This is a genomic window from Desmonostoc muscorum LEGE 12446, from assembly GCF_015207005.2.
GTDB classification, from domain to species: Bacteria; Cyanobacteriota; Cyanobacteriia; order Cyanobacteriales; family Nostocaceae; genus Nostoc; species Nostoc muscorum.
This window is the reverse complement of the sequence record NZ_JADEXS020000001.1, coordinates 136,517-150,475: the sequence shown is the minus strand read 5'-3', so window position 1 is coordinate 150,475 and position 13,959 is coordinate 136,517. Positions and strand designations below refer to the sequence as shown.

Annotated in this window: 18 protein-coding genes; 15 read left to right on the top strand and 3 right to left on the bottom strand. The window is 39.2% G+C overall.

From position 1 onward, the window contains the following. Positions 1–167: 167 nt before the first annotated feature. Genes IQ276_RS00555 through IQ276_RS00525 form a run of 8 tightly spaced genes read left to right on the top strand, consistent with a single transcriptional unit; the run spans position 168 to position 5,329 of the window. The gene (locus IQ276_RS00555; RefSeq protein WP_193918250.1) at positions 168–908 is read left to right on the top strand and encodes a hypothetical protein; all 741 of its coding nucleotides are present in this window, start codon (positions 168–170) and stop codon (positions 906–908) included. Positions 909–913: 5 nt separating this feature from the next. Then, on the top strand, positions 914–1,975 hold the full coding sequence (locus IQ276_RS00550) for an aromatic ring-hydroxylating dioxygenase subunit alpha (protein ID WP_193918247.1): 1,062 nt from the start codon (positions 914–916) through the stop codon (positions 1,973–1,975). Then, positions 1,959–2,864: a ferritin-like domain-containing protein gene (locus tag IQ276_RS00545; protein ID WP_193918246.1), complete on the top strand. Its 906-nt coding sequence runs from the start codon at positions 1,959–1,961 to the stop codon at positions 2,862–2,864. Before IQ276_RS00550 ends, IQ276_RS00545 begins: the two co-directional genes overlap by 17 nt. A 49-nt stretch (positions 2,865–2,913) precedes the next feature. Continuing rightward, entirely contained in the window at positions 2,914–4,119 is a 1,206-nt protein-coding gene (locus tag IQ276_RS00540; protein ID WP_235115323.1) for a P-aminobenzoate N-oxygenase AurF, read from the top strand. Between the two features lie 18 nt (positions 4,120–4,137). Further along, positions 4,138–4,422, top strand: a complete 285-nt coding sequence (locus tag IQ276_RS00535; RefSeq protein ID WP_193923951.1) for a 2Fe-2S iron-sulfur cluster-binding protein — start codon at positions 4,138–4,140, stop codon at positions 4,420–4,422. A 32-nt stretch (positions 4,423–4,454) separates the two neighbouring features. Next, positions 4,455–4,598 carry a hypothetical protein gene (locus tag IQ276_RS00530; protein ID WP_193923949.1) on the top strand — a complete coding sequence of 48 codons (144 nt, stop codon included), beginning with the start codon at positions 4,455–4,457 and terminating at the stop codon, positions 4,596–4,598. Positions 4,599–4,622: 24 nt separating this feature from the next. Beyond that, on the top strand, positions 4,623–4,847 hold the full coding sequence (locus tag IQ276_RS40865) for a deaminase domain-containing protein (protein ID WP_193923939.1): 225 nt from the start codon (positions 4,623–4,625) through the stop codon (positions 4,845–4,847). 14 nt (positions 4,848–4,861) lie between these two features. Further along, complete coding sequence (locus tag IQ276_RS00525; RefSeq protein WP_193923929.1) at positions 4,862–5,329, top strand: SMI1/KNR4 family protein; 468 nt, start codon at positions 4,862–4,864, stop codon at positions 5,327–5,329. On the opposite strand, the gene IQ276_RS00520 is transcribed toward IQ276_RS00525, so the two are convergent. After that, on the bottom strand, positions 5,297–6,610 hold the full coding sequence (locus IQ276_RS00520) for a PIN-like domain-containing protein (RefSeq protein ID WP_235115322.1): 1,314 nt from the start codon (positions 6,608–6,610) through the stop codon (positions 5,297–5,299). The two genes, IQ276_RS00525 and IQ276_RS00520, sit on opposite strands and share 33 nt — an antisense overlap. 84 nt (positions 6,611–6,694) lie before the next feature. After that, positions 6,695–6,868 carry a hypothetical protein gene (locus tag IQ276_RS00515; RefSeq protein ID WP_193923909.1) on the bottom strand — a complete coding sequence of 58 codons (174 nt, stop codon included), beginning with the start codon at positions 6,866–6,868 and terminating at the stop codon, positions 6,695–6,697. A 128-nt stretch (positions 6,869–6,996) separates the two neighbouring features. On the opposite strand from IQ276_RS00515, the gene IQ276_RS00510 reads away from it, so the two are divergent. Beyond that, positions 6,997–7,218 (top strand): Rieske 2Fe-2S domain-containing protein, encoded by a 222-nt coding sequence (locus IQ276_RS00510; protein WP_228043483.1) that lies wholly within the window; start codon positions 6,997–6,999, stop codon positions 7,216–7,218. Positions 7,219–7,232: 14 nt separating this feature from the next. Here IQ276_RS00510 and IQ276_RS00505 read toward each other — a convergent pair whose 3' ends face one another. Continuing rightward, a complete protein-coding gene (locus IQ276_RS00505; protein ID WP_235115308.1) occupies positions 7,233–8,087 on the bottom strand; it encodes an IS5 family transposase in 855 nt (284 codons plus the stop codon). 86 nt (positions 8,088–8,173) lie between these two features. On the opposite strand from IQ276_RS00505, the gene IQ276_RS00500 reads away from it, so the two are divergent. The 6 genes from IQ276_RS00500 (at position 8,174) to IQ276_RS00475 (ending at position 13,859) form a co-directional block, all read left to right on the top strand. After that, positions 8,174–8,959, top strand: coding sequence for an aromatic ring-hydroxylating dioxygenase subunit alpha (locus tag IQ276_RS00500; RefSeq protein WP_235115321.1), 786 nt, complete (start codon positions 8,174–8,176; stop codon positions 8,957–8,959). Positions 8,960–9,049: 90 nt separating this feature from the next. Further along, a complete protein-coding gene (locus IQ276_RS00495) occupies positions 9,050–9,799 on the top strand; it encodes a sterol desaturase family protein (protein ID WP_193912940.1) in 750 nt (249 codons plus the stop codon). Beyond that, positions 9,799–10,407, top strand: a complete 609-nt coding sequence (locus IQ276_RS00490; protein WP_193912938.1) for a DapH/DapD/GlmU-related protein — start codon at positions 9,799–9,801, stop codon at positions 10,405–10,407. The genes IQ276_RS00495 and IQ276_RS00490 overlap by 1 nt, the downstream gene beginning before the upstream one ends. Further along, positions 10,407–11,915 carry a GH3 family acyl-acid amido synthetase gene (locus tag IQ276_RS00485; RefSeq protein WP_193912936.1) on the top strand — a complete coding sequence of 503 codons (1,509 nt, stop codon included), beginning with the start codon at positions 10,407–10,409 and terminating at the stop codon, positions 11,913–11,915. The genes IQ276_RS00490 and IQ276_RS00485 overlap by 1 nt, the downstream gene beginning before the upstream one ends. Before the next feature lie 229 nt (positions 11,916–12,144). Next, positions 12,145–12,984: a DUF3102 domain-containing protein gene (locus tag IQ276_RS00480; RefSeq protein WP_193912933.1), complete on the top strand. Its 840-nt coding sequence runs from the start codon at positions 12,145–12,147 to the stop codon at positions 12,982–12,984. A gap of 62 nt (positions 12,985–13,046) precedes the next feature. Next, on the top strand, positions 13,047–13,859 hold the full coding sequence (locus IQ276_RS00475) for a helix-turn-helix domain-containing protein (RefSeq protein WP_193912931.1): 813 nt from the start codon (positions 13,047–13,049) through the stop codon (positions 13,857–13,859). Positions 13,860–13,959 lie beyond the last annotated feature (100 nt).

Below are 13,959 nucleotides of genomic sequence, written 5' to 3'. Positions count from 1 at the left end.
GGACAATTTCCATCAACTCTTATTGAGAAGGTGCAAGATGTGAATACAGAATTGTAGCGTAGATAACCATTCTGGAATCTGTCACATTACACCGTAAATTTACGATAATGCTCGATAAAGTTTTAATTAAAATATCATACAAATCGAGTCTAAGTAATTTACGAATAATGAAGAGTTTACTGATTCCTGTTCACAATTTGCAACCAAGCGATCGCACCGCCATGTATGCGCTGCTGCAAAATCACTTTAAAGGTATAACCTGGGATGGGTTTAAAATTGATCTAGAGCGCAAAAACTGGGTTTTGTTGTTGAGAGATGAAACATCCAATGCACTCAAAGGATTTTCAACTCTGATGTTATGCCAAAAGACTTTTTTGGGAGAAAAAATTAGTGTGGTGTATTCTGGCGACACTATCGTTGATCCTAGTGCTTGGTCGAGTACAACACTACCACGTAGTTGGATTGCCGCCATCAATTTTTTGCGTCAACACCATGCAGAAAATAAACTTTACTGGCTGCTAATTTGCTCTGGTTTTCGCACTTATCGTTTTCTCCCTACTTTTTGGCAAGATTTCTATCCGCGTTATGATGTTACAACACCTGCCGATATTACAAATCTGATGGTGAGTTTAGCACGCGAATACTATGGTAGTTTATACCAAGAATCAACTGGTATCGTCAATTTTCCGCATCCCCAAATTCTCTGTGAGGAGTTAATTGAAATCCCCACAGGAAGACAGACTAACCCCCATATCCAGTTTTTTGAAGAAAAAAACCCCGGCTATCGATTAGGGGATGAATTAGTTTGTTTAACTGAAATTAACTATGACAATCTCACTCGTGCTGGAAAACGGATGTGGGAGTCAAAATCATCATTGCAATTTGTGCAAGATTGTGTCCTCATTTAACTTTTATGGTATCTACAAATCCACAATCAAACTTTAACAATCCGACACAATTTATAGAGGGATGGTACTGGACATTACCATCAAAAAAATTAAAAAATGGCAAGGTAAAAGCTATAACTTTGCTAGGTAGAAATCTGGCAATTTATCGGGGAGTTAGTGGTCAGGTAGTAGCTATAGATGCTTATTGTCCTCACATGGGCGCTCATTTAGCAGAAGGGAAGGTAGAAGGTGATGGAATTCGCTGCTTTTTTCATAATTGGAAGTATGACAGTCGCGGAATTTGTGTAGATGTTCCTTCTCTCGGAAAACCGCTACCTGTGTGTATTAAAAGTTGGCATACGGCGGAAAAGTACGGCATGATTTGGATTTGGGTGGGAGAAGAAAAGCCAAGTTTGCTGCCTTTTGTACCAGAACTAGAACAGGCAGATTGTGATTATATATTGGGGACTCGGTTTGTCAAAAACTGCCATCCCAATGTCTTACTAATTAATGCGATTGATGCTCACCATTTCAATACAGTACACAATTTGCCCTTAGAGATTGTATTTGATTCTCAAAACCTGAACCCCAACGCTATTACCTTCAGTAATACTACACGAGGAGGGGATGATTCGTGGTTAATTCGCCTGATTCGTCCTCTATATCGCAACGAAGTTACTTATAGTATGTGTTACTGGTATGGCAGTACTGGTACTGTGATGCTAGGCCCGGATTTCCTGCACTTCTACATTATGTTTACACTGCGAATGATCGAAGGTGGTAAAACTGAAGGGCAAACAATTCTTGTCACTCCCAAGCGTCCTGGATTTTGGGGATGGGTTTTAAATCGTGGTTTATTATGGTTAACCCAGCAGGTTGGTAATTATTTTGCAAAAGGGGATACGCAGGTATTTCAAACAATTCAGTTTGATTTGAAGACTCCTACTAAAGCAGATCAATCTATTCTGGAATTTATTCAGCACGTTAATCACCAGAAATCCTTAACCTGGGGAACTTGGCATTCTGTTAATTATCCAAATATTCAAATCCTATCAACACCTAGCCCTGAACATGGATTCAAAATATAAGATTGTCGGTTTTGACCTACCACACACAGATTCTGATGACCGTTTGCGACGGATATTAACAGCAGCATTACCTAATCCTAATAATTCTGCTACTTACCTGCAATTAAATTATTGGAATGCTGAATTTTTTAACTTACATCAAGTCAAAACTTTTCAACAATCTAATATTAATGAACAATCTGCTATTCTAGAACTTGCTAACCGCAGCCTATTAGAAGAATCATATTTCATTGAGAAAGCAGGGGTTGGCTACATGGCAAAAATGGTACTGTTAGCCGAAACAGTTGAAGAACGAATCGTTTATGGATTGTTTACGGCTGATGAAGCTAGCCACCTTCACCAAATTAGCCATTTTTTACCAGCAATGGAAATAATTAGTACGGACGATCCGTTTTTGCGCTTACTATCAGAAGTGGTTGAAAGTGTAGATAAAACAGTTTTGTTGTTTGTGCTGCAAGTCGTTTTAGAAGGATGGGGTTTAAGCCATTATCGGCGTTTAGCGAAGGAATGCCGCTATCCAGTTTTAGCAGAACTTTTTTCCAGTTTTTTACAATCTGAATCCCGTCATCACGCTACAGGAACCACCTTGTTTAATCAAATTACTGTTTCAGCATTCAGTCAAACAACAATTCTTGATGTCTTGGCACAGTTTTTGTTTATGGTACAGGTAGGTCCACAAAGCTTACTTGCAGCAATCGAACAAGTGAAAGGACATCTGACGCGATCGCAAAAAATCCAAATTTTAGAAGAACTAGATACAGAGACTCATAGCGGAACACGATTACAAATATTGCGATCGCTCATGGGGATAAAATCAGCCCAGCCTATCCTGCAAACCTTAGAAGAACGCGGAGCCTTTGAACCCCTCCCCGCCCATCAATGTGTGTAATAAACCTCTTATTCCTCTCTGCGCCTCTGCGTCTCTGCGTGAAATAAAAATGGAAAAAACTATTCATCGCAAATTACAAATTAACCACACCCGCAACAAACAGCAAGATCATACTGCTTTAATGGATGAAGCAGTTACCAATTTTCGCTATGAAGATTGTCAAAACGAGTATTGGAACCCAGAGGAATTTTCGCTTCTATATGGCACACCTTTATGGGAACAGTCGAGCCAACATCAGCGGATAATTTTGAACCAACTTTACTGGGTAGCTTACTACTCACAAATTGTTTCTGCTGAAATTGCAACTATCTTTTTCAATCAAACCAGTGCAGCCGGACTTTACGCCCAAGAAGATTTTCGCTTAATCTGCGATACATTAGATTTGGAATCCGCCCAAGAGCGATCGCACATTAACGCCTTCCGCACAATTGCCAAACAGGTTGAACAAGCATTGTTTGGGGAACTTATCTTTACCTACCCCATGCGCGGCCCCTTTACAGAAACGATGGTTTATGCTGACACCAATGCCCTAAAAACTTGGTGGAAAAAAATTCAACTTCAATACTTTGGGCTAATTTCTGCGAATAATACATTTTTGGCTTGTCAGTATTTCACAGTCCGGGGAGTACGGACGCTAAACGGCAAATTAGTACAGCACAAACTCAGCAATTATTATCAAAAATATCCTCATCCTGAAGCTGCTCCCATTCCTGCTAAAGTCTCCTATTATCACTTCATGGATGAAAGTTTTCACTTCAATAGTTCGACAATTATATCTCACGATGTTGTTACTTGTCTTAAGCCACCAACTGCTTTTGAGCGACTCGTTGCTAATTTAGGATTGCTGGGATGTCAGCGCGATCATTTTCATTTTTCTGCTGCGATAAATGGGATATTCTGGTACGATCCGGCGCTATATAACAAGATTTATCGGGTGTTGCGATCGCGCATTTTTGAGATGAGTGACAAGGATGCTAAAGAAATGATGCGGCGTTGTTTTACGCAGGACTCGGAAGGATTACAGCGCAGTTTTTCAACTCATCAGGAGGCGATGAAATCTTATCAGGTGTATGTTGAAAAGCTCGATTATCTTTGGCAACGTAATCGGGATATGTCACTGATGGCTACTAATTCAATTTCTCGGTATTTGGCGATTCAAAAAAGGGCTTTTCAAGGTTTTGAACATCAAGAGGATTTGTTTTTATCTCACGCAGAGACGCAGAGGCGCAGAGAGGAATGGAAGAGTGTTGTTTAGGTAAAATTGCTGCGTATTATGGCTGAATTCTGTAAGATATCGTTTCCAGGAAGTGATTTTGTTCCTATCACTCTGGAATGTCATCAAAATTTGTCTGAACATCTCACGATTCAGAATTCACCTGTTTTATTTGGTTGTCGGACTGGTATTTGTGGCACTTGTTTGGTTGAGGTTATTGGTGATATTATTCCTCCCCAACCTGATGAACAGGAAATGTTAGAGACATTAGCAGCTAATCATCCTCATGCGCGGTTAGCTTGTCAGCTTGATGTTACAGGTAATCTTGAAATTCGTAAGATTTAGATGGTGATTTAAAAACAACTAAAAGAGCAAGTATGGATTGGTTAAAGCGCGTCGCAGAAATTCGTAAAACTTGTAACGTGCCAGCACCAGCCCGAAATGTTGCTATTGCTAGAGTATGGGTAGATGAGACGTTTACCGAGCTATTCGCCTTTAGTGGTAAGCTATTACGAGAGTGAGCGGTTGTTTTACCGAATCAATCGATGTTTAAAATCTTTGAAGTTATTGGACATCGAAGAGACTTAGACTCAGAGTACAAAATATTAGAAGCGATTGCCGAAAAATATACAAATAATAGAGAAGTAAAGGGTAAGATTGAGTTATTCACCGAAAGAGAGCCATGTGATTCGTGTGAGTATGTCATTAAGCAGTTTAGGCAAACTTTGCCGAACATTCAGCTAAATGTACATTACGAAAACATTGCGTAAAGGAGTCGGTATAAATGTCAATTCGCAATTTACCCGAACCACTTCAGCTTATTTTTAACCAGAATCAGCTTTTGCCATGTTCAGATTTGGAAATAATTCAATTTGAACAACAACAAGGTATTACTTTGCCCAGTATTTACAAAGATTTTCTCAAGATGATGGGGCATGGTGCAGGTAAGTTTTTGCGTGGCTCTGATTGCTTTTACCAGCATCTACCGCAAATTCAAGAATGCGCTAAACAACTTTTGGTAGAAAATGATTTTCCTGAAGCTTTGCCAGAGGATGCTTTTGTATTTTTTATGCACCAGGGTTATCAGTTTAGCTTTTTCAGGCTTTCAGAAGGTGATAACCCACCAACTTACTCATATTGCGAAGGGCAGCAAGAGTATTATTTTGTCAAAAGTCATGATACGTTTAGTGACTTTCTAGCAGTGGAAATAGAGCTATATTTAAAGTCTTCGTATCTGTTCAAGTGCTTTTAGCGTGGCAGCCGAATTAGCCATTTGTAGCCGTGCAAGTTTTTTTAGCGCATCTGAATTAGGTATTAGTGTCTGTCCAATTGCTTTCTGTATATCTGAATAATTAATTTGTAACCGTGCAAGTTCTTTTAGCACATCTGAATTAGGTATTAGTGTCTGTCCAACTGCTTTCTGCATATCTGAATAATTAATTTGTGACCGTGCAAGTTCTTTTAGCACATCTGAATTAGGTATTAGTGTCTGTGCAATTGCTTTCTGCATATCTGAATAATTAATTTGTGACCGTGCAAGTTCTTTTAGCAGATCTGAATTAGGTATTAGTGTCTGTGCAATTGCTTGCTCAATAACCTTATCATTTTGTTCATCAATCAAGTCAGCATCGGCAATTGCATTTGTTTCTTCGATTGATCTTGGATTAATCTCAACCATCAATTTATCTTTAGCCATTTCCAAAAAACGTTGAGTTCGATATATCCAAAATGGTTGTTTCACATATTCCTGAAATTCGCGTCTTAGTTCTATATGCGGAGAAACGATCTCTCCATTGTTCTTTATCCACCAGTCTCCTTTTTTCTCCCCTGTCACAAAAACGATGGGTAGAGACGCTCTCTGTGCAAAAGTTAATATTTGTTTCCAAAGAATGAAGTCTCCATACTTCCGTTCATCTCCCTTGTCTTTAACATCCCCAAAGCCAGGAGGTTGTAATTTTTTGTATCTATCTTCGGCTTCTTTATACAAGCTCTGTAAAGTTTGCTCATCGTAGGGTTCTCCCACTTTTGACTCAAATATTGAGAGAAGACTTTCCAATATACTGTCATTGTCTGCATCAAATGGAAAATGAGCATTGGCAAGCTCATTTATCTTTTCTCGAAAAACCCTCTCCACCTCATCCACTGCATCAAGATAGTTTTTTTGCGTATCAAATAAAGAGTCAACTTCAGCAGCTACAATCCTTCCTGCTTCGTTAAGTTTACCTCGAAGACTGTTAAATTTCTGTTGTTCAGATTTCCATTTTTCTAGTACTAATAGAGCTTTATCAAAAGATGCGGCCTCCGAATCAATGATTTCTTCTCGCCGTCTCAAAAACTCGTCGGCTACTTGATAAGGCAGCCAAATTCTATTTTGAAGCTTTTCTAGGATTTTTAGAAAATCCTCTACTGTAGGACGCGATACCCGATATAAATCAAGGAGAAAATTTGTATCAAAGACAAAAGTGGCATTTTCCCACAGCTTTGAAAAATCAGCCTCAGATGGGCGAAGTCTCCAGGAAAATAAGTTTCTCATATACAGGGGATTAAATTAAGAATTTTAGTATGATTATAATGTAAAAAATGAAACTTTTCCAACTGAATATTCATTGGAAGGTGATTAAATTACTTGGCTTGATATTTCTGTACCTTTTGCAATTCCTCGTAGTCGGGATAAGTTACCCTTTTTCAATTCAGAATTAGTTTCTTGCTGTAGCGACTCCAAAAGAATTAATGTCCAGCGATCGCTAATTGGTAACTCTAATACCTGCTTTTGCAATTGTTGTAATGTCATGATTATTTTCCCATCTCAGGTTATCTCATTTTTAATTGTAAATTAGCTCTTTTGCAATTCGATAGATACAGCAATGCAGTTCTAGCCAAGACATTGCCATAATTTAAATACGATCGCTCCCACCCACCATGCAATTTGCAGATTTCTGGTATATTGTCGCACTCAGCGAACAGCTACAACCTAACAAGGTATTACCACGAACCGTTTTAGGAGAATGGTTAGCGATATTTCGCGGTGAAGATGGACAACCGGTAGCTTTGCGCGATCGCTGTTTACACCGCAATAGCCGTCTATCATCAGGTAAAATCTGTGACGGTGCTTTACAATGTCCCTATCATGGTTGGGTATAGAACCCATTTGACATCTAAGAAGGTGCTGCAAGCCTCTTAATCATTAGCCTGATGAAGCAGATATTGAGTTTGGCAGTGGCACTAACCAGGGTTCGTTCAAAGTTCTTAACCAGAATTTTACAGCGCTCCATCCAAGCATTGGAGCGTTCGATCACCCATCTAGCTATTGCCGGAACAAATCCAGATTTTCCTTGTGCCGCTTTCTCTTGTTTTGAGGGTTTCGTAGAAAGTTGAAACTGAATTTTGGTCATGATCTCTGGGTAAATTCGCTCTAACTCCTGAGTCAAATATTCTGGGTGATACCCATGATCTAGCAGGATAGTAATCTTGGGAATATCGATAGGTTTTGACTTGAAGTAGTCGATGTTGAGAGTAAACATCTCAATTAATCCGGCATCATCCGAGACATTGGCGCGAGTACAGAGCGTAAAAAAGGGAAACCCAAGGGTGTCAATAGCCAAATGCCTTTTAATACCGTTGGTGGCTTTGTAGAAGCAAAAACCTTTCGACTCCACACTGGCGTTGCAGGTATTTTTCACTGCTTGGGAGTCAATGATGATCAATGTCGTCCAGTGCGGTTTTTTTTTTACCTGTTCACGCACTTGTCCATGTAAGACACTCATCAGTTCCTCAAATACCCCGGCTGCTCGCCACTGTTTGTAGTGCCAATATACAGTGGAATAAGGGGGGAGGTCTTTAGGTAAGTCTTGCCAATTGCATCCATTTTTTAGTTGATAGAGAATTCCATTGAAGATATCTCGCTTTGGCCAGTTGGTCGGTCGAGTCTGCTTCTTAGTCGGTAATATCTCTTGCAATAAGGGTTCAAAAATTTCCCATTCTGCATCAGTGAGGTTGCTGGAATACGCCATTAGTATTGGATTTTAGATGCTGAGGAGTACCTTAATTCAAAACCTCACAAGATGTCAAATGGGTTCTATACGACGGAGTTGGAAACGTGATTGCTGTTCCAGCCGAAGGAGATGATTTTAAACCTTCCCCACAGCGTCGAGCCAGGTGTTACGCTACCAAAGAACAGGATGGCTATGTTTATGTGCGGCTAGCCGATACCCCAAGTGTTAATCTTGAACCCTTTTCTATGCCTCACTACGGGCAAACAGGATGGGAGACGGTACGGGTAATTAACCGTTTTGCTAACAATGTGACTAATTGTGCGGAGAACTTTATTGATATTCCCCATACGGCTTTTGTTCATCCTGGTGTTTTCCGTACTTCCCGCCAACAAAAGTTAGAGATGACTGTTGAACGCTGGAATGGTTCGGTTTTGGTGGAGTATCGCAACGAAAACAGTAATTTGGGATGGTACAGCCGTTTTCTGAATTTGCAGGGTGCAGAGATTAAACATAGCGATCGCTTTTATATGCCAAATATTACTTCTGTAGAGTATAGAATGGCACAAAATCGCCATTTGTTCATTACCAGTCAATCTATTCCAGAAACCGATAATTCAACTCTGGTTTACACCGATGTCACCTATAACTATGGTATTTGGAATAAGTTAGCACGTCCCTTTGTGCGGTGGACTGCTCAACACATTATCCGCCAAGACGTGGAAATTTTGGGTATTCAGGGGGAAGCGATCGCTAAATACGGCACACAATTTTATAATACGCCTGCGGACACAATTCATATATTTGTAGAGTCAATTATGGCAGCCATATCTCGTGGAGAAGATCCGCGTTTATTGCCAAATCAATCAGTAAAAGTTATATTTTGGGTTTAAAAATAATTCGTAATGGGCTACGCCCCGCTTCGCTAACGCTAACGTAATTCGTAATTCGTAATTAATTAAAATCGGTGTGAGTAATAATAAGTGGGAATACAAAACTTTTCACAATTACTAATTTTTGGATCTTTTATCGGATTAGTTGGTTGGACTATTATCAATCAGGTTGGACGAACTCAACTCAAAGTTAAAAGTCGTGAAGATTGGTTGCTAGATAGTACAGGATTAACGATTCAAGGAATTTTAATTCCCTTACTACAAGCGACTTTAGTTTATTGGCTTTATCAATATTTACTACCCACTCAGCAAGGATATTTAAAAGTATCATTAGTTCCGGCTTTTACGATCAGTTTTGTTCTAGTTGATTATTTATATTATTGGAATCATCGTTTATTACATACTAAATTGTTGTGGAAAGTTCATCAAGTCCATCATACTGTTACTCAGATGGATGTATTAGGAACTTCTCGCAACACACTTTGGACAAGCTTGTTAATTGTTTATTTATGGATACACACTTTATTTTTATATCTGTTAGCCGATCCAACAGGTTATTTACTTGGAGTAAGTCTAACTTCTGCCTTAGATTTATGGCGACATAGCAGTTTGATAATTCCTGAAAGTAGCTGGTTTTATCAATTTTTATCTTCTTGGTTAATCTTACCACAGGATCATGCTTGGCATCATTGCCGCGAAGTCCACAATTATAACTATGGGGCTAATCTGAAAATTTGGGATAAGTTATATGGAACATATTATGAAAGCAAAAATTTGCCATCTATAATCGGAATTCCTAGCTCATTAAACTTGTTCCAAAAACTTTTATTCCCATTTTAATGACAGTTATAAGTAAAATTCTTTTGTTTTTTCCCACCATTATATTATTGCTAACTGGGGCAGCAATAATCTACCTCGCCTATTCACCCAACATCTTCAGCATTCTGGCGGTGTTCCTTTCTATATATGGGCTACCAGTGCTAGTTTACCGTTTGCATGAATGGGTTTATCCCGTGCGGGAGGGTATTAGTTATCTACAAGGTAAAGAATATAGTCCCTGGTGGGGTAGTCATCAAATTCAGGTAATTTATATTGCAATTCCGGTGTTAGAAGCACTGCTGCGACTGATTCCGGGGGTATTTTCCTGTTGGTTGCGATTGTGGGGTGCTAAAGTGGGGCGAGATGTATACTGGACAACAAGATTGGAGATTGCCGATCGCAGTTTATTAGAAATTGGCGATCGCGTCGTTATCGGGCATGGTGTCGGTATCTATTCTCATGTCATTAAACCCCGCAAGCAAAATTTAATGTTGTATGTCAAAAAAGTCAAGATTGGCAGCAATGTTTTTGTGGGAGCCGGATCTAATCTTGCTGCTGGTGTAGTCATTGGTGATGGTTCTTATGTACCAGCAGTTAGTAACCTTTATCCTAATCAAAAGGTGCAATAATGCGTCCGATTATTCAGCTTTTTGGGCAAATCCTCGCGTCAACTGCGAGGCGATTTCATCAAGCTTTGGATAACCCAGAGTTCATGCAGACATCTGTAAAAAGGGAAATTTGCGATCGCCTAATCAAAAGTGAGTATGGTAAAACTTTGGGTATCCATTCTGTAGATGATTGGCAGCGTATACCAATCGTAGATTATGATGCACTCGAACCCTACTTAAATCAAAAACCTCAACAAATTTCCCTCACTCCCGAACCCATTCTGTTCTACGAAAAAACCTCTGGTAGTAGTGGGGCGGTGAAATGGATTCCTTATACTCAATCTTTGCGGCGATCGTTTAATCAAATGTTCTGTGTATGGGCGCATGATTTGATTGTACATGGACCGAAATTTTCCACAGGCAAACTTTATGCTTGTATCTCGCCGCAATTAAATGTAGCTGATAGCCAAACTTTACAAGATGATTTAGATTATTTAGATGGCTGGTTGCGTTGGTTTTTACGTCCTTGGTTAGTGATGCCAAATAAACTTAATCGGCTGCATGACGCTAATTTATTTAAACATCAACTAGCTTTGGCATTATTAGAGGCTGAAAAACTAGAAATTATTTCTATTTGGAGTCCGAGTTTTATACAAGTACATTTAAAATATATTCAAAAAAATCATGATTTATTGCAAGCAGAATTACACAACAAAATATCACTTAATCGCCTGCAAATCCTCAGCGAAAGTAATATTCCCTGGATGCAACTTTGGCCAAATTTAAAGCTGATTTCTTGCTGGGATAGTGCCAATGCAGCAGATCAAGCTCAGGGATTACGCTCGCAATTTCCAGGTGTATTGATTCAAGGTAAAGGACTATTAGCAACCGAAGCCCCAATGACGATTCCCTTGATTGTAGCTGGGGGATGTGTGCCGGTTCTCGATGAAGTATTTTTCGAGTTTGAGGACGATACTGGTTGCTTACATGGTTTACATGAACTCAACATTGGCAAGGAATACAGTATCATTTTATCCCAGAAAGGAGGTTTGTATCGTTATCGAATTGGCGATCGCATCCGCGTAACTCATTACTATCGCCACACTCCCTGTTTGGAGTTTCTCGGACGATATCAAGCCATTAGCGATTTGGTGGGCGAAAAGTTGCAAGAAACCTTTGTAAATAATGCTCTTATTCAGTTGAACTTGCAAGAAACTAATTTTAAAAGTTTGATGCCCATTGCCGAGCCTCCACACTATATTCTATTATTAGATTCCGCAAAAGAAACCCCAGAAATTATTGCTCAACAACTCGATCAGGCTTTATCAGAATCATATCATTACAAGAGAGCGCGAGCCATCGGTCAACTCGCACCACCACAGGTTTTAATCTCTAGTCAAATTCCTGAAATATTAGTTTCCCATCGTATCCGTACTGGAAGTATTTGGGGAGGTATCAAACATCCAATTCTGGCAAGATTACCCATTAGTACTGAACTTTTACAAGAATTAATAACAAGACTTACGTAATATATAAAAAATACAAGCCAGAATTTACTCGTTTGTGTACTTTTGTAAATATTCGAGAGAAACTGCGTAAAGTTATCAGCTTGACACTGATGAATTAACATAAGTTCCCTTAAAGCTAATACGGTTCAGTTGAACCTCAAAAACCTCAGACTGCATTATCCTTAACTGAACCGTATTGCCCTTTAACCATGAAATAACGAGCCTAAAACACTATTTGGCAAGAAAATTTATGGTGAAAAATACAATGTCGGCAGGATTATACTATATGGAGATCAGTGATAACGAGTCAACAGCTTTTTCTATAGAAGCCAAAGTAATATCTACCGAATCCAAAGCAATTATTAATCAGGCTTTAGTACCTAAGAGCAAATCAGACTTTAAGACGGAAGAGGAGAAACAACAACGCTTAGCTACTTTGGCAGAAGACACACGACGTAGGCTGAAACGAAGTGGTATGGATATTTATTGCATTGGTCTCAACTTGTTAGAAGCTCAAAAAATTATAGAGTATGGCGAATTTCTGCCTTGGTTACGACAGGAGTTTGGAATGGGCAAAACTTCAGCTTATGAGTTCATCCACGTTGCTAAAGCATTTGAGTCCAAATTTCCGATAATCGGAAATTTGATTAACAACATCACTCCTACTGCTCTCTATAAACTAGCAGCCCCTAGTACTTCTCAAGCAGCTAGAGATGAAGCAATAGATCTTGTAAAGGCAGGGAAAGTAGTAGATCCATATGTTGCTAAAAATCTCATCAAGAAATATAAAACTTCTAATGGTGTAAAAACACAGCAACAAAAAACATCCTCAAACGCTCAAAATAGCGATACAAATCAAACAGATGTGTTAGTTTTTGCTAACCATCAGATTAGCCAGCAGGAGCAAACAAGCAGCGATTCTATGTCACGTTCTTCCACATCTCAACAAGATGAGCTACAGAAATTGATAACAGAACGTGATACATATAAAGTGCAATTAGTAACACTACAGGTGATAAATGAGCAACTTAAGCTCGAAGTTGCAAAACTGCGTTCAGAATTAACTTTGTTGCAAGGTAACAAGCATTAAAAGCAGCATTTAGCAACTTTTACTTATCTGCCTGGTTTTGACCTTTAATTTGCTGTGAACGTATGAAAAAAATTTTGATCATTGAATCTGCATCCGCAACCCGAAACCTTTTTTTAAATCACCTTAAAGCTGATGGTTTCTATTGTCTAAGTGCTGAAAACGGTCTGATTGGTATTCATTTGGCGCAACAAGAGTTGCCCGATTTGATAATTAGCGAAATTACGTTGTCGAAACTTGATGGTTACGAAGTTTTAACTCAACTGCGAAAAAATTCTAATACAGCAAGTATTCCCCTAATTTTTGTAAGTGCCAAAGCGACACGCAGCGAAATTCGTAAAGGAATGGAACTGGGAGCTGATGACTATCTCATTAAGCCCTGTACAATGGAAGAATTACGTAAAGCAATTTCAGCCCGCTTGGAAAGACAAGCCACTAGCCAACAGTGGCCCTATTCTCCACAGTCTCAACTAATTACAGAATCATTATCTGCCGAAATTCTAAAATTCACAGACCCTAAATTAGTTTTTCATTCTGATCCTCAAATGAGCCAAGTCTTCTGCTTTATCGAGGCTAATTTTCACCAACCTATTACTCTGTTGGATGTCGCCCAAGCTGTTGGTTATTCCCGCGCTTACCTGACTAGCTTAGTACGACGCCGAACAGGGCAAACTGTCCAAAATTGGATTATTTGGCGTCGGATGAAAGCAGCATGTTCCTTGCTTTTAGAAACCTCAGAAGGGGTAGAAGAAATAGCTGCTCAGGTGGGATATCAATGCCCGGTTAATTTTTTCCGGCAGTTTCGTCAACATTATGGCACAACTCCCCATGCCTGGAGATTAAAAAACCGGACATTGCACGCTCATAATATGAATTGACCGAATTTTAGATTTTAAATTTTGGATAATGGAATTGAAGATTCAAAATCTAAAATTTAAAATTAATTGACAAGCCCCTGACTTTAGACATGGGGTCAAT